The sequence below is a fragment of the Roseobacter sp. SK209-2-6 genome (assembly GCF_000169455.1).
GTDB lineage: Bacteria > Pseudomonadota > Alphaproteobacteria > Rhodobacterales > Rhodobacteraceae > Pseudophaeobacter.
The window spans coordinates 147,079-166,260 of record NZ_AAYC01000010.1; the positions used below are offsets into that span (position 1 = coordinate 147,079).

General features: G+C 56.7%; 18 protein-coding genes, 1 tRNA gene and 1 pseudogene. 13 read left to right on the forward strand and 7 right to left on the reverse strand.

The genetic code is table 11. From position 1 onward, the window contains the following. Nucleotides 1-529: 529 nt before the first annotated feature. Together RSK20926_RS15620 and RSK20926_RS15625 are read right to left on the reverse strand one after the other, a co-directional pair. Nucleotides 530-3,022: an ATP-binding protein gene (locus RSK20926_RS15620; protein ID WP_008208150.1), complete on the reverse strand. Its 2,493-nt coding sequence runs from the start codon at nt 3,020-3,022 to the stop codon at nt 530-532. Then, nucleotides 3,022-3,750, reverse strand: coding sequence for a response regulator transcription factor (locus RSK20926_RS15625; RefSeq protein ID WP_008208152.1), 729 nt, complete (start codon nt 3,748-3,750; stop codon nt 3,022-3,024). The genes RSK20926_RS15620 and RSK20926_RS15625 overlap by 1 nt, the downstream gene beginning before the upstream one ends. Before the next feature lie 257 nt (nt 3,751-4,007). Here RSK20926_RS15625 and phnD point away from each other — a divergent pair, with 257 nt between their 5' ends. From phnD to RSK20926_RS15665, 6 genes are all read left to right on the forward strand, one after another. Then, nucleotides 4,008-4,985 (forward strand): phosphate/phosphite/phosphonate ABC transporter substrate-binding protein, encoded by a 978-nt coding sequence (gene phnD, locus RSK20926_RS15635; RefSeq protein WP_008208156.1) that lies wholly within the window; start codon nt 4,008-4,010, stop codon nt 4,983-4,985. Nucleotides 4,986-5,102: 117 nt separating this feature from the next. Continuing rightward, nucleotides 5,103-5,876 (forward strand): phosphonate ABC transporter ATP-binding protein, encoded by a 774-nt coding sequence (phnC, locus tag RSK20926_RS15640; RefSeq protein ID WP_037255337.1) that lies wholly within the window; start codon nt 5,103-5,105, stop codon nt 5,874-5,876. After that, nucleotides 5,873-6,667 (forward strand): phosphonate ABC transporter, permease protein PhnE, encoded by a 795-nt coding sequence (phnE, locus tag RSK20926_RS15645; RefSeq protein WP_008208160.1) that lies wholly within the window; start codon nt 5,873-5,875, stop codon nt 6,665-6,667. Before phnC ends, phnE (RSK20926_RS15645) begins: the two co-directional genes overlap by 4 nt. Continuing rightward, nucleotides 6,667-7,476, forward strand: a complete 810-nt coding sequence (gene phnE, locus RSK20926_RS15650; RefSeq protein ID WP_198136590.1) for a phosphonate ABC transporter, permease protein PhnE — start codon at nt 6,667-6,669, stop codon at nt 7,474-7,476. The genes phnE (RSK20926_RS15645) and phnE (RSK20926_RS15650) overlap by 1 nt, the downstream gene beginning before the upstream one ends. Nucleotides 7,477-7,530: 54 nt before the next feature. After that, nucleotides 7,531-8,433 (forward strand): HAD-IIA family hydrolase, encoded by a 903-nt coding sequence (locus tag RSK20926_RS15655; protein WP_008208163.1) that lies wholly within the window; start codon nt 7,531-7,533, stop codon nt 8,431-8,433. Between the two features lie 473 nt (nt 8,434-8,906). Continuing rightward, entirely contained in the window at nt 8,907-11,423 is a 2,517-nt protein-coding gene (locus RSK20926_RS15665; RefSeq protein WP_037255339.1) for a hypothetical protein, read from the forward strand. Here RSK20926_RS15665 and RSK20926_RS15670 read toward each other — a convergent pair. Beyond that, nucleotides 11,420-11,608 carry a hypothetical protein gene (locus RSK20926_RS15670; protein WP_008208170.1) on the reverse strand — a complete coding sequence of 63 codons (189 nt, stop codon included), beginning with the start codon at nt 11,606-11,608 and terminating at the stop codon, nt 11,420-11,422. The two genes, RSK20926_RS15665 and RSK20926_RS15670, sit on opposite strands and share 4 nt — an antisense overlap. Nucleotides 11,609-11,671: 63 nt before the next feature. Here RSK20926_RS15670 and RSK20926_RS22550 point away from each other — a divergent pair. The 3 genes and pseudogenes from RSK20926_RS22550 (at nt 11,672) to RSK20926_RS22555 (ending at nt 13,780) form a co-directional block, all read left to right on the forward strand. Then, nucleotides 11,672-12,852: pseudogene (locus tag RSK20926_RS22550) on the forward strand (IS3 family transposase). An 8-nt stretch (nt 12,853-12,860) separates the two neighbouring features. Then, nucleotides 12,861-13,325, forward strand: a complete 465-nt coding sequence (locus tag RSK20926_RS22900; protein ID WP_157133147.1) for a hypothetical protein — start codon at nt 12,861-12,863, stop codon at nt 13,323-13,325. Nucleotides 13,326-13,381: 56 nt separating this feature from the next. Continuing rightward, on the forward strand, nt 13,382-13,780 hold the full coding sequence (locus RSK20926_RS22555) for a thermonuclease family protein (RefSeq protein ID WP_083805803.1): 399 nt from the start codon (nt 13,382-13,384) through the stop codon (nt 13,778-13,780). A gap of 120 nt (nt 13,781-13,900) precedes the next feature. Here RSK20926_RS22555 and RSK20926_RS22905 read toward each other — a convergent pair. Continuing rightward, nucleotides 13,901-13,984: transfer RNA gene (locus RSK20926_RS22905), tRNA-Tyr, on the reverse strand. A 119-nt stretch (nt 13,985-14,103) separates the two neighbouring features. Between RSK20926_RS22905 and rlmB the strand changes: the two genes are divergently transcribed. The 3 genes from rlmB to RSK20926_RS15710 all read left to right on the forward strand — a co-directional run bounded on the left by rlmB (nt 14,104) and on the right by RSK20926_RS15710 (nt 16,614). Beyond that, nucleotides 14,104-14,892: a 23S rRNA (guanosine(2251)-2'-O)-methyltransferase RlmB gene (gene rlmB / locus RSK20926_RS15695; RefSeq protein WP_008208181.1), complete on the forward strand. Its 789-nt coding sequence runs from the start codon at nt 14,104-14,106 to the stop codon at nt 14,890-14,892. A 622-nt stretch (nt 14,893-15,514) separates the two neighbouring features. Continuing rightward, nucleotides 15,515-15,892, forward strand: coding sequence for a YHS domain-containing (seleno)protein (locus RSK20926_RS15705; RefSeq protein WP_232281915.1), 378 nt, complete (start codon nt 15,515-15,517; stop codon nt 15,890-15,892). A 251-nt stretch (nt 15,893-16,143) separates the two neighbouring features. Beyond that, nucleotides 16,144-16,614, forward strand: coding sequence for a CoA-binding protein (locus RSK20926_RS15710; protein WP_037255342.1), 471 nt, complete (start codon nt 16,144-16,146; stop codon nt 16,612-16,614). A gap of 281 nt (nt 16,615-16,895) precedes the next feature. Here RSK20926_RS15710 and RSK20926_RS15715 read toward each other — a convergent pair whose 3' ends face one another. Together RSK20926_RS15715 and hisF are read right to left on the reverse strand one after the other, a co-directional pair. After that, entirely contained in the window at nt 16,896-17,213 is a 318-nt protein-coding gene (locus tag RSK20926_RS15715) for a phosphoribosyl-ATP diphosphatase (RefSeq protein WP_008208186.1), read from the reverse strand. Then, nucleotides 17,210-17,971: an imidazole glycerol phosphate synthase subunit HisF gene (hisF, locus tag RSK20926_RS15720; protein WP_008208187.1), complete on the reverse strand. Its 762-nt coding sequence runs from the start codon at nt 17,969-17,971 to the stop codon at nt 17,210-17,212. The genes RSK20926_RS15715 and hisF overlap by 4 nt, the downstream gene beginning before the upstream one ends. A 150-nt stretch (nt 17,972-18,121) precedes the next feature. On the opposite strand from hisF, the gene RSK20926_RS15725 reads away from it, so the two are divergent. Then, a complete protein-coding gene (locus RSK20926_RS15725) occupies nt 18,122-18,523 on the forward strand; it encodes a hypothetical protein (protein WP_008208188.1) in 402 nt (133 codons plus the stop codon). A 57-nt stretch (nt 18,524-18,580) separates the two neighbouring features. Here the strand turns inward: RSK20926_RS15725 and RSK20926_RS15730 are convergent, their stop codons facing one another. Further along, nucleotides 18,581-19,033, reverse strand: a complete 453-nt coding sequence (locus tag RSK20926_RS15730; protein ID WP_037255344.1) for a DUF2867 domain-containing protein — start codon at nt 19,031-19,033, stop codon at nt 18,581-18,583. Nucleotides 19,034-19,182: the final 149 nt, after the last annotated feature.

Below are 19,182 nucleotides of genomic sequence, written 5' to 3' on the forward strand. Positions count from 1 at the left end.
CACTTGCAGAGGTCCGGTAGAGGATCGATGGCGAACCCTCGTTTGAGCGCAATGTATGGAGCAGTCAACAGCTGCGAGGCGCGGAGTTCATCTCAGCCCTATAACTTGACGACCACGCGGTAGTTGAGGGCTTCCTTGCGAGGATTGCTGACGGCTCAGGCCGGACACTAGTTCTGAGGTGGACGGCCAAAGTCTCGCAATAAGTGGGCGGAAACCGGACCTTAGCTGCATCTGCGAAGGTTCCGTGCCAGACGGGTAAGAGCGGCCATTCAAGCTCTATCAGACCGAAACCCACATGCTGCGCTGCGTACCAAGGTCAGCAAAGCGCAGAAAGCACCATTTGCAAAATCTCGAGCAATTTCTTCGCCGACCACCGAAGTCAGCCCAAAGATGTCATGCGAGCAAGTCGGGGTGAATGGCAGGTTTTGCCTCAAATTAGTCGTGTTCAGAAAGCGCAACTCTGCAGTAGATTGTGGCAATGTCTAACAGGCCGCTGATTATTCAATAATATGAGACAAAATTTAGGTCTTTACGACGACGCAATCAGTTGCCGTAAACTTTCTTCGGTAAAGGGTTTTGTCAGTTTTGCAGGTGGTGCTGCATGATCAAAGAACGCTGGAGTCCGATAGGTTTCCCGGGTCGATATGAGGACCAGGCGGCACTCCGGATGCAGCCGGCAGGCAAGGTGAAGCAACTCCCATCCGGATTCACCACTGTCCAGATTCAAGTCGCTTATCACCAGGTCCAACTTGGGTTGCTGCTGCAACTGGGCACCGCCCTCTTTGAAGCCAGAGGCCTGAACGACCGTAAAGCCTAAACGCTGCAATGCCTCGGAGGTGGAAGTCAGATAGACAGGATCGTCATCAACAACCAAAGCGGTGCCTGGCACGGTCATCTCTCCGCTTTGTCCGGGTTCCCTGGAGAGTGCCGGAAAACTTAAGGTAACGGTTGTGCCCTGATCCGGCGGCTGCGTTTGAGACTGTATTTTGAGGCTCCCGCCTGACTGGTGCACAAACCCGTCGACCATCGACAGTCCCAACCCGGTGCCGCTGCCATCTTCACGGTTGGAATAAAACGGTTCTGTGGCACGGCGCAGCACTTCCGGGGTCATGCCTGACCCATTATCGCGGACCGACAATCTCGCCTCGTCCTCGCCGCTCACGCGGACGTGGATGCAGCCGCTTCCGCCGATCGCCTGACCGGCATTGAGACAAAGGTTCAGGACCGCACTCTCCAGCTGGCCAGGGTCAACCCTGGCAAACACCGGAGTCTCCGGCACCTCAAAAGACATCGTTACCGATTCCGGCATTCCGATCTCCAGCAGGTCAGCCATGCCCTCAATCAATTGGCCAACATCAGTCACCTGCGGCTCCAAATGCTGTTTGCGGGCAAAGGCCAGCAAGCGTTCGGTCAGAGACACCCCCAGATCCAAGGCAGACTGGATACGTCCGCGCAGATCCTTGGAACTCTCCGCGCCGGCCTCTTCCAAAAGATGCAGGTTGCCCGAGATGCTGGACAGAATATTGCCAAAGTCATGCGCCACTTCGCCGGACACTTTGCCCAAGGCCTCCACCCGCCGGATTTCCTCAAGCCGCTGCTCTACCCGCTTGCGTTCGGTGGTTTCAGAGATCAGCCAAACCTCTTCGCCATTCGGCAAGGGCGAGCGGCGAAGTTCCAGCACATTGCCCGCCGAGTCTATGTACTCTTCAAAGCCGCCGCGCTCACTTGCCGAGGTTTGACGCACAAAGCTGGAACGCTTGATCAAGTCCGCCATATTGGCCTTTTGACCTGGTGTTGCGGCAGGCAGTCTCAGGAGTTTTCGCAGGGTTTCATTTTCAGCTTCTATCCAGCCGCCTGCCGTGGCGATTGCCACCCCGTCCTTGATGTTGCGGAACACCCGCGAGAACAAGGCGTTCTGATGGCCGATCTGCCGGGTGCGCAACTCCAGTTTGCGTGCGCTCTCCCGAAATACCCGGAATGCCGCATAGAGCTGTCCGATCTCATCTTCCGAACCTGGTCCAACCGGCAGCTCGGTCCGGTGATTGCCTGCTGCTAGACGGCGCATCGCTGCAGCAATCAAGTGCAGATTGCGTGCAACATACCGCGACACATAAAGCGAAGAAGAAATCGCCACCAGAAGGCTTGCGGCCGTCAAGGCCAGAAACACCTTCTTGGCAACCTCAAGACTGCTGGAGGTCTCACTCCGCGCTTGCGAAAGCCGTGCCTCAGCCTCAGCTACCTTTGCCTCGGCAAAACTGCTCACGCGCCTGGCTTCCTGCCGGATGCGGAACAAGGCGTTTTCGGCATCCAGCCGTGCCGCCAGGCTCCGATGTTTCAGTACAAAAAGACTTTCGCTGCGCTGTGTTGCCGCTTCAATTTCCGCCAAAGTGTCTTCGTGCATCGGCGTCACGCTCCGCAGGGCTGCATCCCGCTGTTTGCTGTAGCGCTGGCTAAGCTCACCCAATTCGATCAAGGCATTGGCCCGCCCGGCGCCGATTGCACTTGCCGTGAGCTGTTGCAGCGCGGCCCAGACTTCGCGCTCTGCCAGGGGTAAAGCACTGTCACTGGCCAACCGCCGCGTTCTTTGGTTCAACCGCTCCATCTCGCGGTCAATGGAAGCCAGCTCGGCCTGTCGCGCCGTCTGCGGTGCCAGCGCATTGGTCAGGTCGTCGATCGCCAGCCGCAGCCGCGCCACCGGCAGGCCTAGAGCTGCATCGCCCGCCGACAAGGCCTCTATCCGGCTCAGGTTCTGCAGTACTTTCGTCTTTTCCTGCTCCAACTGAAAAGGCGGGAACAGGGCGTATAAGAACGGGGCGGATGTGGCCAGGTCTGCGGTCTCCCGCGAGAGATCCAATGCATCCGAGACTTCGGCCAGGGTCTCCTTGTGCAGCACGTTCATCCACAGCTCGGTGCGGTTGAGCACCAGTATGCCTATGGTGCTCACCAGCATGATCAATCCGAACAGCACCGCGATGGCGGCTGACAGCCGGAACCGGACGCTCAAACGCGGCAGGAAAGACATCAGGGGTGATCCGGTCCGAGATCGAAGATATAGCCCTGAGTGCGCCGGGTCAGCAGGTGCACCGGCTTGGAGGGAACTAGCTCGATTTTCCGCCTGAGCCGCAGAATCAGAACATCGATGGTCCGGTCAACGTAGCGCTCCATATCCGACCCAAGCTCTGTCAGCAGCTCAGGCCGCGGTATCACTCGGTTGGGATTGCGCACAAAGTATTCCAGCAGCCGGTATTCGGCATTGGTCAGCGGCACCTCCTCGCCATCAGCATCCAGCAGACGCCGCGACTGCACATCGACCCGCATGTCACGAAAAGATATTCCCGGCCCGCTTGCGATACCTGGCTTGGCACTGCCATGGCCGTACCGGCGCAAAACAGCACGGATGCGGGCGACCAGCTCGCGCGGATTGAAGGGCTTGATCAGGTAATCATCCGCACCGGTTTCCAGCCCGATGATCTTGTCGATCTCGTCCCCCACCCCTGTCAGCATCACAATTGGGATCTCATAGCGTTCCCGGATGTGGATCGCCAATGTGAGGCCGGACTCTCCGCGCAGGCGAAGATCGATCAGCGCCAGATTCACCTGCGGCGGGTCTCCCAGGGCCATGAACGAGGCAATATCGGGGCAGCAGACCGCCCCGAAGCCACTGTCCCGCACCAAAGCAGAGAGCGTGTCCCGCACGTTTTCATCATCATCAACAATCGCGATGAGCGGTTCAGATTGGTCCCTCTGCATGAAACATCATCCTGTGGCTTTGACTGGCCTCTTTGCTGATCAAAGACCCAGTGATTTGAATCAGTTCTGCGGAGCATGCCAGATTGTGCATGGCTGCGCGCGGCTTTGTAACATTGTTAACAGTAATCCCGCTTTTCATCTGTTCCATTAACAGAACCAGGCTCGCCACGCCGGCCTCAGCGCTCATAGACTGCAAGGATCGGCGCCTTGCTTTTGGGTTTCTTTTCCTGAGGGCCGGCGCTATTAGGGAGGAAAACATGACACCAATTATTACCCGCGCCGCAACGGCTTTGGGCATTCTTTCGGTCAGCGCCTTTGCTGCGGCTGCCGACTGCGCTGACCGCGGTGCATTGGACGAGCTCTACTGCGACGCCAACGGCGATCTGGTTGCAGACACGCCGGCCGATCCGGCAGAGCTGCGCAACCCGGACACGCTGGTCTTTGCCTATACGCCTGTTGAAGACCCTGCCGTGTATGCGGACATCTGGGCGCCATTTATTGCGCATATGGAAGAGGTGACCGGCAAAGAGGTGCAGTTCTTTGCGGTGCAGTCCAACTCCGCCGAAGTCGAGGCCATGCGCTCAGGCCGCCTGCACGTTGCAGGCTTTTCCACCGGCCCGACACCCTTTGCCGTGAACCTCGCCGGCGCGGTGCCCTTTGCCATTATGGGGGCGGAGGACGGCCAGTTTGGCTACAAGCTGCAGGTCTTCACCCAGGCTGACAGCGACATTCAAGAGGTCAAGGACCTGGCCGGACGCCGTGTGGCCCATACCTCGCCAACTTCCAACTCCGGCAACCAGGCGCCGCGCGCGCTGTTCCCAAGCCTGGGAGTGGAGCCGGACAAAGACTACGAAGTGACATACTCCGGTTCACATGACCAATCCATGCTGGGTGTCGTGGCAGGCGACTATGATGCTGCCCCAGTGGCATCCGAAGTTGTGGAGCGCATGGCGGAGCGCGGTCTTTACGACCCGGAAGACGTGCGCATGATCTGGGAAAGCGATCCCTTCCCAACCACCTCCTTCACCGTGGCTCACAACCTGGATCCGGAATTGTCTGAGAAGATCAAAGAAGCCTTCTTCACCTTTGACTTTGCCGACACCAAGTTGGGAGAAGAGTTTGCTGGCGTGAGCAAGTTCATCCCGATCACCTACAAGGATCAGTGGGCTGTCATCCGTCAGATCCAGAGCTCCAACGGTGTGGAATACACTCCGCAGGGTCTTGCAGGCAAATAACGTCCCAGCCAAACCAAGCCCGGGCAGCGCAGGACGTTGACCGGGCCTTTTTTCGGCCCCGCGCATGTCTCAGCAATGACATCACAGGCAAGGCCGCACTATCTCCGAAAGATCGCAATGCTAAAAATATCCAAACTCACAAAACGTTATGGCTCGGGCGATCCTGTGCTCAAAGAGCTGGACCTGACCGTCGAAGGCGATCAGCTCACCTCTGTGATTGGCTCTTCCGGGGCGGGCAAAAGCACGCTGCTGCGCTGCATCAACCGCCTGGTGGAACCGACCTCCGGCACGGTTGATCTGAACGGAACCGACTTCACCGCCCTCAAAGGGCGCGAACTGCGGTCCGCACGCCGCCGCATTGGCATGGTCTTTCAAAGCTTCAATCTGATTGACCGTCTGACGGTGATGGAAAACGTGCAATCCGGCCGTCTCGGCTATATCTCCACCTGGGCCGCGCTCACGCGCCGCTACCCGCGCGAGGACATCCGTCACGCCTATGAGCTAATGGAACGGGTTGGCATCGCCCATTACGCCGATCGCCGCGCGGATGAGCTGTCCGGCGGCGAACGCCAGCGCGTCGGCGTGGTGCGCGCCCTGATGCAGCGCCCCGAAATCCTGCTGGCGGATGAACCCACCGCATCGCTGGATCCCAAAACCTCCGAACAGATCATGTCGCTGCTGCGCGACTTGGCCTCAGAGTTGAAACTGCCGGTGATCATCAACATCCACAACGTGACCGAAGCAAAAGAATACAGCGACCGCATCGTAGGGATGCGCTATGGCCGCATCATCTTTGACGATCTGCCAGGCAAACTGACCAAATCCGAAATGGATGAAATCTATGCAGGCGTGCCTGCCATGGACCGGGCCGAAGCTGGAGCCGCTGCATGAGCACCGCCAAAGACACATGGCGCAAGCCGCCATTCATAACCAACCCGCTTCTGCGCTACGGGCTCTACGGCGCGGTGGCGGCCTATGTCCTCCTTACCCTGGCGACTCTGCCGATCGACTGGGACCGCGTCTCAGACGGCATGCGCCGGGCAGAACGTATCTTCAGCGGGGCCTTTCCGCCCAGTTTTGAACGCTCCGGCCTGCTGATCGGCGGTTTTATGGAAAGCCTGAAAATCGCCATCCTCGCCACCGTCGGAGGCATCCTGCTCTCCGTGCCCCTGGCCTTCATGGCGGCACGCAATATCGCAATCAAGCCGGTCTTCCTTCTGGGCCGCGGCATCATCATCGTCGCTCGCAGCTTCCACCCCGTGATCGTGGCTATCATTTTCGTCAAAGCCGTCGGCTTTGGCCCCTTTGCCGGTGCGCTCACGCTAGTGGTCTATTCAATCGGCTTTGTTGCCAAGCTGCTGGCTGAGCGCATCGAGGAAATCGACTTTGGCCAGGTGGAGGCCATGCGCTCTGTCGGCGCAGGCTATCTGGCCACTTTGGTCTACGCCGTGTTCCCGCAAATCATGGCGCGTCTTGTCGGTCTGGGCATCTACCAGCTCGACAGCAACCTGCGCGCCTCAGCCGTGGTCGGCATTGTCGGCGCAGGCGGCATCGGTGCCACTCTGGCCAATGCTTTTGGCCGGTATGATTATGACTTTGCACTTGCGATCACCATGGTCATCGTCGGTGTCATCCTCGTTTCCGAGGCAATCAGCGGCTTTATCAGGAAACGGATCGCATGATGAGCAGCCATTCTATGCAGCAAAAGCTTGACCACTGGAGCCGTTTCACCCCGAGACAACGCCTCATGCGCTACGGCGGATTTACCCTGACCTTGCTTGCGGTTGCTTGGTCACTCTCCAGCATCAATGTGATCTGGGAGTGGGTCTGGGACGCCCCCAGGCAAATGGGCGACCTCTTCGGGCGCATGATGCCGCCAGACCCCAGCAATCTGCCGTCCATCCTTGAGGCGATCTGGCAGACTGTGAATATCGCCACGCTGGCCACATTGCTTGCCGTCGCCCTTGCCCTGCCTGTGGCCTATATCTCGGCGCAGAACACTACGCCAAACCGGCTTTGCCTCTGGATCGGGCGTTTCATCCTGGTGTCATCCCGCTCGGTCAATACGATCATCTGGGCGCTGCTTTTTGTGGCCATCTTTGGGCCTGGGATTGTCGCCGGCATTGTCGCGATCATGTTCCGGTCCATTGGCTTTTTGGGAAAACTCCTTGGCGAAGCCATTGAGGAAATCGACATCAAACCCGTCGAGGCCCTGGAAGCCTGCGGCGCGTCCAGGTTCAAAATCGTGCTCTACGCCATTGTGCCCCAGGTCATGCCCGCATTCTTTGCGGTGGCGATCCTTCGCTGGGACATCAACCTGCGGGAATCCACGGTGCTGGGGCTTGTCGGTGCAGGCGGCATTGGCATGATCTTGCAAGGGGCCATCGACACCTTCAACTGGCCAGAAGTCTCCATGGTGCTGGTCACCATCCTGGCGCTGGTGGTGTTCGGAGAAGTTGTTTCATCCTATCTGCGCAAGAAAATCCTATGATCTGACAAAGGCGGCCGGCAGCTTCGGCCGCCTTCTCTTATTGGGTACCCTCCTATGATCGACACGCAAAGGGCATTTGCCCGCTACGAGACCCTGCGCGCGGCGCTGCCCGCCGCCACGTTCCCGGCCGCCTCGAAATACGGTCAGGACCTCAGCGATACGGTTGACGACTTTGACGCCTATATCCTTGATGCCTTTGGGGTTTTGAACCGGGGTGAAACCGCCATCGCCGGTGCGGTCAAACGAATGGCCGGGCTGCGCGCCGCCGGGAAGCGGCTGATCGTTCTGACCAATGCAGCCAGCTATACGCGCACCGGAATTCTAGCCAAATATCATCGTCTGGGATTTGATTTTGGGGCAGAGGAGGTAGTCTCCAGCCGTGATGTGGCTTTTGCAAATCTGCCCAAGCTGGAGAAGGGGCTGCACTGGGCAGCCATTTGCGCCGAAGGGGACAGCTTCAACGATGCTCCGGCTTCTGCCAGCCTTCGGGACTTCGCCGAATTCCCCGGCCTGATCGAGCACGCGGGCGGTTTTCTGTTTCTCTCCACCGCCCGGTGGAAAGATCCTGACACCGAGGCGCTGATCACGGCGCTTGCAGCCAACCCGCGCCCCCTCGTTATTGCCAACCCGGATCTCGTGGCTCCGCGCGAATTCGGGCTGACAATCGAACCCGGCATGATCGGTCACCGCATCGCCGAGCGCACAAATGCAGAGGTCATGTTTTTCGGCAAGCCCTATGTTAACGCGTTCAGCGCTGCATTGGCCCGCCTCAACGGCGTCTCGCGCAATCGTATCGCTATGGTTGGCGACACCCTGCATACAGATGTGCTGGGAGGGGCTGCCGCGGGTATCCGCACCATTCTTGTGACGGATCACGGCCTGTTTGCGGGACAGGATGTGATGCCGTTTATCTCCAGCAGCAAGATCCGGCCCGATTGGATTGTTGCGACGACCTAGAGGCTCTGCACAGTCCAACGAATGTCATTGCCGTGTTTTCGATCACTTGACTTGAATCGTTGACTGCGGGCCTAGAACCGCCGCTTTCTGCTCAAACAATCGAAGCCTCCCAGCGGCTTCCTAGTGCGCCTGCGGCGTGGATCGCTCACAATGCCGCCAAATCCCACGACTTTGCACTGGCAGCTTCCTGCGCTTCGCTGAAACTGAAGCAGATCGCAGCCTTGGAAAGCGTTCACTTTGGCCGACAAGGGGCCGCTTTTGGTAAGGCCGGCTGAAGGTTTTGCAGTTGCGGCATACTGGAGGCAGAGCAACTGTCCAATGACTGCATTGGGCTGATAGATTTTCGAAAGGAGACATTCCTACGAGCCGTTGCGACCCAGTCAATAGACCAAGCATTCCGCATACCCTTCGCGATCTTTGGGGGGCTGGACAACCAAGGCCGTTGGAAATGGGGTAAGGCCTTAGAGGGCGGAGTGCGCAAATTAGCGTTGGACAAGAAATTTAAACCGGACGGTTCCCTGCGGTTCATGAACCCAATGCTAGAGCGGGTTCGCTCCGGTATGGTAGATCGACATGGACAAAGCTCCGCCTACGTTGAACGTGAGCGCCTGCGAGGAATTGAAGAGGCCGCCATTGCCACCAAAGGAAAAGAGCATCTACAATCTCTATTAGATAGTGGTATCGGCCCCTCTGAAGCAAAGGTTTTGCACGATATCTTGACCGAGGGCCATGTGGACAACGACAAGATGATGGCTCTTGCTGCACCAATCCGTGAAGCTATTGATGATCTTGGCGCAGAGGCTGCAGAGCTAGGGTTGATTTCTCGTGAATCCTACGAGCGGAACCGTGGCACCTATGTACATCGTGTGTATGAGAAGCACGAGAGCAATGAAGGGCGCTTTGCTCAGTGGGCCACAGGCTTAGGCCGGAGTCGCCGCCGCAAAATCATCGGAGAGCAATTCAAGGGGCGGGGGGTTTATGAACAAGTAAAGACGAACGAGATCTTCAAGACAAATTCGGACTTCTTGGAGGGGCGACGGGGGAAGCCTCAAAATGGTGACAAGATAATTATTCTTGATCGACGCGATACGGACGGCATTGATGCGCTTCCGGGAATTGAGGGGCCAAAGGGCAAGTTGGCTCGACGGGTCTATTGGCCATCTGAAGCCAAAATCCCCAAAGCTCTGGCTAACTATGACAATCGAGGAACGTTTGAGGTTCGCGGCACCCCAAAAGGCAAGGTGACACTGTGGCGAGATTTCTCAAAGGCTGAGCGATTGCAGATGGGGGAAATCATGGATGCGCGATACACCGTGGCCAAGACATTTGCACTCATGGCAGAAGATCTGGCTACCGGTCGGTTCTTTAAGGATATCGCTGAGAATGATGAATGGTCACGGTCGACACCGCCAGATGGGGAAATAGTCGATGAAGACCCGATGCTCAACTCTGGGCTCAAGCGTATGTGGGTTGATCCAAATCTGGACTGGGTCAAGGTACCAGATACCAAGATTCCCAAGTCCGATACTTTCCGATATGGGGCTTTGGCTGGGCGGTATGTTCGGGCAGAGATTTGGCGGGATATGGAGGAGCTTCGCATTCTGCAAACCCCAAACTTCTTCAAAAAAATGATGATGCAGTGGAAGTTGAACAAATCTGCCAGGTCGCCCGTGACCCATATGAATAACGTTATGAGTAATTTCATTCTGATGGACATGGCAGATGTAAGGATCTCCGATCTAGTAGGTGCCCTTCGCGAGTTTGCATTAGATGGCGATACGTACAAGGAAGCTGCTGCTGCGGGCGCCTTCGGGGCTGACATGGTAACGCAAGAATTGCGGGACAATGTGTTGAAACCATTGTTGCAAGAAATGCGGGATGATATGCGCGGTCGCCGTGGAGTCGGTCGGATCGGAACTGGCAAGGGAGCATTTGAAGCCGGAATTGGTCGACTCGGTTGGGTGCTGGATCGAGTTGCCCGAGGGATGAAAACTCTGGATCAGAGAATGATCAACGCCTACCAATTCGAGGATCAACTTTTCCGAATGGCCACCTATATGCGCCGCCGCCAACAAGGTAGCACTGTCGAAGAGGCGGCCGTCGAAGCGCGCGACCAATTCATCAACTATGACATTCGTGCGCCGTGGATCAATGCCGCGAGAGCTACTGTCCTACCATTTTTATCCTACACCTATCGGGCAATTCCAAAGATTGCTCAAACTGTGGCAGAGCGCCCGTGGAAGATGGCCAAGTATTTCGCGGTCTACCAAGGGCTTAACATGTTGGCCTATGCCGCTGCTCCTAGTGAATGGGGCGAAGAGGAAGAACGCGGGTCTCTAGGTGATTGGGAAAGCGGTCAGTCTTGGTTTGGCACCGACCATATGATCCGAATGCCTTATCTGAGCAAAGGGAATCCGGTTTTTCTGAATGCACGACGCTGGGTGCCAGGTGGGGATGTATTCGATATGGGGAGTGGTGACATTCCAGCGTGGCTGCAAATCGGTGGACCGATTGTGATGGCGTTCGAGTTGTATGCGAATAAGCAGATGTTTACTGGCGATGAGATATTCAATGAAATCACCGACACCTTTCCTGAAAGAATGTGGGAGCGTGGAAAGTTCATTTATAAGTCTGCGATCCCGTCTGCTCCCTGGGTGCCTGGATCATGGTACTGGGATAAGATTGCTCGTGCACGAACCGGTGAGGCGCTCCAATGGGGAAACAATGAACCTTACAGTTTGCCAGAGTCTATACTGAGTTCTGTAGGCCTGAAGCTGAAACCCAAAGATGTCGAAGTGGGGTATGAAAGTCGCGAGTTCCAACTAAGTCTTATTGAACGGGAACTTTCGGGACAAGCGAACTTCCTCAAACGACAACTGAAGCGTCGGCTCATTACCCGCGAGGTCTATGACAAAGGGATGGTAACGATTCAGCGCAAAAGAGACAGGATTGAGGAACGCCGTGAAGAACTAAGACGTAAACGGCGCTAATACTCTACAATCCCTGTTCCCCGGACGTAGCCAGAGCTACTGGTGGGGAGTGAGTTGGTTGCGACCCAAACAACTCCTGTTGCCGCTGCCAAGCCGACGATTACCACAACAGTATAGGCCCATTGCTGGTCAATTTTGTCGGCAATGGGTCGCAATGCTGCGGCAACGATGGCAGTGATCAGCATGTAAAATTGAGCCTCCCCACCTGAAGTGGTCCGCCCCTATGTTTAGGAAACGGAGGACGAAGAATGGCAAACAAGCGACCGAAGCCCGAAGAGATTGTCTCGAAGTTACGGCAGGTTGAAGTTCTGATTGGTCAAGGCATGTCTCGTCTTGATGCGATCAGGCAGATCGGCGTTGTTGAACAAACCTATTACCGCTGGCGAAAGAAGTACGGCGGAATGGGTGTAGATCAGTTGAAGGAACTGAAACGGCTTCAGAAAGAGAACGAGCGGTTGAGACGCGCAGTTTCTGATCTGACGTTGGACAAACTGATCCTGACGGAAGCAACAAAGGGAGTGATGGCCGTCTAGGAATTGATCCTGTGGATCAATTCAGGCCCGAACGGGCGGAGCCCCTGAGCCCCGCTCGTCGTCGTGCCTGCATCGATCATGTCCGCAGCCAGCTCAATGTATCTGAACGCCGCGCCTGCCGCGTGCTGGGACAACACCGGTCCACTCAGCGACGCATCCCAAGATGCCGCGCGGACGAGGACAGGTTGGTCGCCGACATGATCGAGCTGGCCCGACAGTATGGCCGATATGGCTATCGCAGGATCGCTGCGCTGCTGAGAGAGGCCGGGTGGTCTGTCAGCGACGGACGGATTGAACGGCTTTGGCGACGAGAGGGGCTGAAAGTGCCAGCAAAACAACCGAAGAAAGGACGGCTCTGGCTGAATGACGGATCATGTGTCCGGCTTCGGCCAGAGCATCGCAATCACGTGTGGAGCTATGACTTCGTCCATTGCCGAACCGACGACGGCAGAGCCTTCCGGACGCTGAACATCCTTGATGAGCACAGCCGGGAATGCTTGGCAATCAGGGTCGAGCGGAAACTGAACTCGACCGATGTGATCGACGTTCTGACAGACCTGTTCATACTTCGCGGCGCGCCCAGTTTCATACGTTCTGACAATGGGCCGGAATTTGTCGCCCAGGCTGTCCGAGACTGGATCGCCGCCGTCGGCGCCAAGACGGCTTACATCGAACCCGGCAGCCCATGGGAGAACGGATATTGTGAAAGCTTCAATGGCCGGTTCAGGGACGAGCTGCTCAACGGAGAGATCTTCTACAGCCTACGCGAAGCTCAAATTCTGATCGAACAATGGAGGAGACACTACAACACAAAGCGGCCCCACAGTGCACTGGGCTATCGCCCACCAGCGCCCCAAACCATCATCCCGATAGATCACAGGCTGATGATGCACTAACAATCAATTTGGACCAGTCAGATGAGGCTGCTCAGGGCCTGCAGGCAACAATCGCGGTGAATTCTGAAAAAATTTTCCGCCTGCAGGTCGACATAAACAGGGCGCAAGCCGCCCTCGATCAAGCTAATTCAGAAATTCAGCAGTCCTTTACGGACTCTCTGGGATCCAAACTCTCCACTTTGGAAGCATCGTTGATAGAATCCTGGGGCAAACCTCGCCTTCTGAAAACCATCAGCTCCAAGGACTTGAGCCACAATTACCCCTGGCTAGCTGGTGCAGTAGGGCCCGAGGAAATGGTGCAACTCAACGTCGCTTATGATGAAGTTGGAAATTACTGCTATCTTTGCGCTAAGCCGGATCCTGCCTCAGACGGAGGCAAACCAACACATGTTCGGTCGCCTGGAAGCCCCTCAGATTTTGAAACGCAGTGGCTTCAGAAGCTTCTTCAAAGTGAAGGCAGTGTGTTTAGGTGAGAAGCCTATTTTTGGCTTGCAACCAAAAAATCGGAAAATTGGCTAGATGTAGCGAAATGAAGAAGAGCTTTCTCTTTGTTGTTTTCTTCAGTCTTTCCAGTTCTGCTTGGGCCTCAGGGATCAAAGTCCGCGATGCCGATACAATTGTCGTCAGTGGAACTCCAGTACGGCTTCAAGGGGTCGATGCTCCTGAACTGAACACCAGGGCGGGTAAAGAAGCGCGCCGCTGGATGGTCAACTACCTTTCTGATCGAAATGTGGAGTGCAGCTTGAGCGGTGAGAGGTCCTATGATCGATACATAGGGGTTTGCTTCGCTGACGGTCACGACATTGGTGCAGAGGTCATCGCAGCAGGTCATGCGCTGGATTGTCAGCGATATTCAGGCGGCCGGTATAGTCACCTTGAAACACCTGCTGCTAGATCGCGAATCCGACGGGCGAAGTACTGTCGATAGCGGAAAGAGCCACCGAAAACTGCGGTACACCTTCCTCATAACCCATTGAAACTTAATAGGCGCGATAGGCGAGGTGCGGTACACCAACTCCATTGAAAACATTGAATTTTTAGAGGGAGTTGGTGGGCGACCCTGGAATCGAACCAGGCGTGCGTCTCCGCGAGGGAGTTACAGTCCCCTGCCACACCTTGCGGCCTGTCGCCCACTAGCAAGTCGCTGTTGACCTGCTGTGAGGGCGTGATTACTAGCGCACCTAAGGGGCGTCAACAGGAAAATCGCAAGTTTTTTATCCTGGCCCAAAATTCCTTTTGCTGGAGAGACCTATGTCCAAGAAACCCACCAAAAAACCCCAGTGGGTGATTGAAAAGGAGCAGAATAAAAAGGCAGGGGTCGACAATGTCTGGCTCTTTGGTCTGCATGCCGTGCGCGACGCGCTGATGAACCCAAATCGTGAAAAGTTGCGCCTTATTGTGACGCTCAATGCGCAAAACAAGCTGGAAGATGCGATCGCTGCCGCTGGAATCACGCCCGAGGTTGTGGACCCGCGCAGATTTAACGCACCACTTGACCCAAACTCAGTGCACCAGGGTGCTGCGCTGGAGGTGAAGCCACTCAACTGGGGTAGCCTGGCCGAAAATTGCATCGGCGCTGAGGTTCCACGGGTGATTCTGCTGGATCGCGTTACCGATCCCCATAATGTCGGCGCGATTCTGCGCTCTGCGGAAGTTCTGGGCGCGAGCGCTGTGATCGGCACCCGGCATCATTCTGCGCCTGAAACAGGTGCCTTGGCCAAAACCGCCTCTGGCGCATTGGAGCGCCAACCCTATCTGCGGATGCGCAATCTGGCGGATACCATCACCGAGTTGCAGAACATGGGCTTTGTCGTGCTGGGGTTGGATGGCGAAGCTGAAGACACCATCGAAAGCTGCCTGCAAGGGCGCAAAGATCTGCCCGTTGCCCTAGTCCTAGGAGCGGAAGGGCCGGGTCTGCGGCAGAAAACCAAGGAAACGGTGGATCATCTGGTGAAAATCGACGCATCCGGTGGATTTGGCTCTCTCAACGTCTCAAATGCGGCGGCAATTGCCCTATATGCTTCTAAGGAGCGGAGCTAACAGGAGCGGGAGGTCGTCCAACATGGCGCATTGCAGCATTTCCGGAGGTAAGATCCTCAACTGTTGCTATTGCGGTGTGCAGGCGACTTTCGTGCCGAGCGGCCTGTCTGCTGGGGCTGGGGTGACCTCTCTGGTTTGCAGCGCCTGCGGTGCCCCTCTGGCAGCGCAAAAGGCGCGGCCACTGGCCCCTGGAAAGGGTGCGAGCCTGCCTGAAGGGGCCAAGATTGGCGCATCGAGTGTCCGGGAAGGCAAAGCGAAAAAGGTCAAATCCAAGGGAAAGATCAAAAAAACCAAGGCCCAGAAGGGCAGCTATGCGAAGGTTTCAGTCCAGAAACCTCGCAAGAAAAAGAAAAGCCTGTTTCAGAAGGTTTTTTCGGAGGCTGTGGATCTTGTGGAAGACATCTTTGATTAGGCTGGTTTGATTAGGCTGGGGGTGCGAGATCCTTCCGTTAAGGTAAACCTTCGATCACAAACGCGTAATCCACCTAGGAAAGTTAAAGATCTCACGGCAGATTGGCAGAGTTCCAAATTCTGATTGCGGAGTCGATTTGTGATTTTGCGCCTTTTTGCGGCCCTTCTTGCTGCTTTCACCTTCTTCGGGCCAACAGAGTCCCGTGCCGAAATGCCGATTTTTTCGGAGCAAAACGGATTGGCCATTGGTGGCTATGATGTTGTGGCTTTCTTTGATGAGCAGCATGCCATGCGCGGCAATAGTGCACATGCCCTGATGTGGAAGGGTGTTGTCTGGCATTTCGCAACTGCTGGAAACCAGGCAAGGTTTGAAGCCAACCCGCGCGCCTATGCCCCTGTTTTTGGTGGATATTGTGCCTATGCGATGGCGCGGGGGTATCTGGCAGCAGGAAATCCTGAGCTTTGGGTGATCGAGGATGGGGAATTGTTTTTGCTCAATAACTCTGCCGCGCATGGGTTGTGGCAGCAGGATGCCACGGCCCTGAATGAAATCGCGCGGGAAAACTGGCCCAGCGTGTTGAGAAAGTAAAAAAATCTATCACGAACCTGCGATGAGATCTTTTTTTCAACTGTTGCCATACTACATCAAGTAATGACTGCGGGTTGGAACCTCCGCAGCATCTACACTGTCCCTCGTTCCATACCTTGCGCCCGGAATGCCCTCCGGGCGCTTTTTTCTTGCAGGGAAGGCATTGCTAGGCAAAACCGGACAGAAGCCTTTGCCCTAAGCGACATACACGCGAGATGGGGGCGGAGGGGAAAACCTGGTCAGGAGATGTGATGCCAGACTATAGCGATGTCCTGCTGAAGCAGGTGCTGCAAGAGGTGAAGCGGGTGGCAGTGGTTGGGGTTTCGATGAACCCCATTCGCCCCAGCTACTATGTCGCCCGCTATCTGAGCCTGAAGGGCTATGAGGTCGTTCCGGTCAATCCAGGGCACGCGGGCAAGATGTTGTTCGGCCAGGAGGTAAAGGCGCGCCTTTCGGATGTAGAGGGTCAGGTCGATATGGTGGATATTTTCCGCCGCTCCGAAGCGGTGCCGCCGATCGTGGAGGAGGCTTTGTCCTGCTTCCCCTCCCTCAAGGTGGTCTGGATGCAGATTGGGGTTGAGCATGGCGAAGCCGCAGCTCTGGCAGAGGCGCGCGGTGTCACGGTGATCCAGAACCGCTGTCCCAAAATCGAATACCAACGGCTTTTCGGCGAGCTGCGCATGGGGGGCTTCGCCACCGGAATTATTTCTTCCAAGCTGTAAAGGGAGGCGGCGAAGCAGGGGGGCTCCCGCCTGTTCCAGCCGTCCTGCCGGACAGCTTCACAGTTGGGCCCGGCGCCGCTGCGCGGCGTGCAAAAAGTTCGCTGAGAAGCGCTTCAGGGGCAGAACTGCCCTGAAGCGCCTGGGCAAGTATTTGCCGCTCTCAACCGCCTCAAGGGTGAACCGCGCCTTTGGCGCGGCCGCGGGGCGGCCCTTGACCCATTTGAGACCTGACGGGGGACCGTAGGCTTTCGCGGGGGAAGGAGGTGAACCTAGAGACCGGTCTAGCTTTGCGGGCGGCTGGCCTTTTCGGCAATGCCGCTGAGGCCCTGGCGCTCGGCCAGAACTTGCAGAACCTGATCCAGGGTCACATCGCGCGCCGCCAGCATCACCAGGAAATGGTAGAGCACATCGGCACCTTCGGAGGCGAGCTTTTCCTTGTCGCCCTTGACGGCTTCGATGATGGCCTCAATCGCTTCTTCACCGAATTTCTCGGCACATTTTTCCGGGCCTTTGGAGAGCAGTTTTGCGGTCCAGCTGCTGTCTGGATCAGCTCCCTTGCGGGAGTGGATTGTGGCTTCCAGGTCGTGGAGAATGCTCATGTCAGCCTCATCGGGATACCAGCGGCGGCCATATGCTCTTTGGCCTGCTGAATTGTGTATTCGCCAAAATGAAAGATAGAAGCGGCCAGCACGGCGGAAGCGCCGCCCTTGGTGACGCCTTCGACCAAGTGATCTAGGTTGCCAACCCCGCCGGAGGCAATCACCGGCACATCGACGGCATCGGAGATCGCCTTAGTCAGGGGCAGGTTGAATCCCGCTTTTGTGCCGTCGCGGTCCATGGAAGTCAGGAGGATCTCCCCTGCGCCCTTGGCCACTACGGTGCGGGCAAATTCCACCGCGTCTATGCCAGTTGATTTACGTCCCCCATGGGTGAAGATCTCCCAGCGGCCGGGTTCCACGGTTTTGGCGTCGATGGCGCAGACGATGCACTGGCTGCCGAATTGATCGGCTGCCTCGGCAATCACATCGGGATTGGCTACAGCGGCGGAATTGAAAGAGACCTTGTCGGCGCCAGCCAGCAAAAGCGCGCGCACGTCTTCCTTGCTGCGCACGCCACCGCCCACGGTCAGGGGTACAAAACATTGTTCAGCAGTGCGGCGCACCACGTCGAACATAGTTCCGCGATTCTCATGGGTGGCATGGATGTCGAGGAAACAGATCTCATCTGCGCCGGCCGCATCATAGGCCTTGGCGCTTTCGACCGGGTCACCGGCATCGCGCAGGCCAACAAAATTAACACCTTTGACAACACGGCCATCGGCAACATCGAGACAGGGGATGATACGGGTTTTCAGCATGGCGCTTTGCCTTTCGCGTGCTGCTCAGGATCCTTGCTTGGAGTGGGTACGAAAACAGAAGCGAAAGAGCAACCGTTCTGTCGTGGTTTGGGGCGCGGATCATGAATGTGGTACAATTGCTTTTGGGTCTGATTGCAATGGAGCGTGAAGATGCAGGAGTTGGTGAAACGGTCCTTGGCCGGTGTTGTGCTTGGTTTGGTGTTGGTCGGAGCGGACCAAGCCCGGGCCGGAGCCTTTATGACGGCGGAGGAGATGCTGGAAGTGATCCCAGGTGCATCGCTGACCGGCATTTCGAATGAAGATTTTGAAACCCGTTGGGTACAGCGCTATGAGCGTGGTGAACGATCCGGCATAGCCCAAGGGCGTTTTGGAGAGCGGAGCTATGCCTCTCGATGGTCGGTGCGTCGGGATCTGTGGTGCGAAGACTGGGGATCTGGTTCAGGGTGCTGGCGGCTGAAGCGTATAGACGGAGCAACGCTGCAACCCTACAGGGGGAGCGAGAAGTTACCGAATGCTTGGATGATCCTGCATCCTGCAGAGAGCCAGGAGTGAGGCTGAACCTGACCGATTGAAGGCCCTGTTCGCAATGCAGCGCGGCTTGAGATGAGCCTAGCTGGCGTTCCTGATCCTGCCCATGGCATCGCGTACGATCAGAATGTGAAAAGGCATGACCACCGCTAGGTAGATCCGGCCCAGGAGGTTGTTGCGATGCACCCAAGTGGCCATATGTATCATCCCGTCCTGCTGCCTGATGCAGATCCGAAAATCGAGGTGGTTATCATCAGCCCCAAGAATGATCTCACTCTCATCCTGATAGGTGACGGGAAAAATCGCGTTCTGACCGGCATCTGCGACGTCGGTTTTCAAGCCAAGCGGGCGAACAATCCGGTTGCGAAGCGACAAGAGCGCCCTTGCCCAGCCGGGCATGGACAGGCCAACTTTGGCAGCCTGTTCCGGGTCTAGGCCGCTGTTGACCGCATAGCCATCGATGAAATCTCCCGGCTGAACCTGTGACCAGAGGTGCGAGTTGCGGGGAAGGGGCGTCGTCTGAATCTGAGGCATGGATCTGTCCTGTGCGCGTTTCCAGCACAGGATGATCATGTCGAGAGGCAAAGCGCCAGGGGCGGAATGTCGCGCTTAAAGAGGGGCGCGGTTTGCCCCATCCTGTCTACGGGCAAGCCTCTCCTCTCAGAGGGCTTAGCCCTGTCTTA

What these genes read in the sequence shown, in the direction of transcription:
- rlmB (WP_008208181.1), top strand. Translation starts at nt 14,104, where the DNA reads ATGTCCAAGAAACCCACCAAAAAACCCCAGTGGGTGATTGAAAAGGAG.
- RSK20926_RS15670 (WP_008208170.1), bottom strand. Translation starts at nt 11,608, where the DNA reads ATGCTGATCACTGCCATCGTTGCCGCAGCATTGCGACCCATTGCCGAC.
- RSK20926_RS15715 (WP_008208186.1), bottom strand. Translation starts at nt 17,213, where the DNA reads ATGAGCATTCTCCACGACCTGGAAGCCACAATCCACTCCCGCAAGGGA.
- RSK20926_RS22555 (WP_083805803.1), top strand. Translation starts at nt 13,382, where the DNA reads ATGAAGAAGAGCTTTCTCTTTGTTGTTTTCTTCAGTCTTTCCAGTTCT.
- phnD (WP_008208156.1), top strand. Translation starts at nt 4,008, where the DNA reads ATGACACCAATTATTACCCGCGCCGCAACGGCTTTGGGCATTCTTTCG.
- RSK20926_RS15710 (WP_037255342.1), top strand. Translation starts at nt 16,144, where the DNA reads ATGCCAGACTATAGCGATGTCCTGCTGAAGCAGGTGCTGCAAGAGGTG.
- RSK20926_RS15625 (WP_008208152.1), bottom strand. Translation starts at nt 3,750, where the DNA reads ATGCAGAGGGACCAATCTGAACCGCTCATCGCGATTGTTGATGATGAT.
- phnE (WP_008208160.1), top strand. Translation starts at nt 5,873, where the DNA reads ATGAGCACCGCCAAAGACACATGGCGCAAGCCGCCATTCATAACCAAC.
- hisF (WP_008208187.1), bottom strand. Translation starts at nt 17,971, where the DNA reads ATGCTGAAAACCCGTATCATCCCCTGTCTCGATGTTGCCGATGGCCGT.
- RSK20926_RS15620 (WP_008208150.1), bottom strand. Translation starts at nt 3,022, where the DNA reads ATGTCTTTCCTGCCGCGTTTGAGCGTCCGGTTCCGGCTGTCAGCCGCC.
- RSK20926_RS15730 (WP_037255344.1), bottom strand. Translation starts at nt 19,033, where the DNA reads ATGCCTCAGATTCAGACGACGCCCCTTCCCCGCAACTCGCACCTCTGG.
- phnE (WP_198136590.1), top strand. Translation starts at nt 6,667, where the DNA reads ATGAGCAGCCATTCTATGCAGCAAAAGCTTGACCACTGGAGCCGTTTC.
- phnC (WP_037255337.1), top strand. Translation starts at nt 5,103, where the DNA reads ATGCTAAAAATATCCAAACTCACAAAACGTTATGGCTCGGGCGATCCT.
- RSK20926_RS15655 (WP_008208163.1), top strand. Translation starts at nt 7,531, where the DNA reads ATGATCGACACGCAAAGGGCATTTGCCCGCTACGAGACCCTGCGCGCG.
- RSK20926_RS15705 (WP_232281915.1), top strand. Translation starts at nt 15,515, where the DNA reads ATGCCGATTTTTTCGGAGCAAAACGGATTGGCCATTGGTGGCTATGAT.
- RSK20926_RS15725 (WP_008208188.1), top strand. Translation starts at nt 18,122, where the DNA reads ATGCAGGAGTTGGTGAAACGGTCCTTGGCCGGTGTTGTGCTTGGTTTG.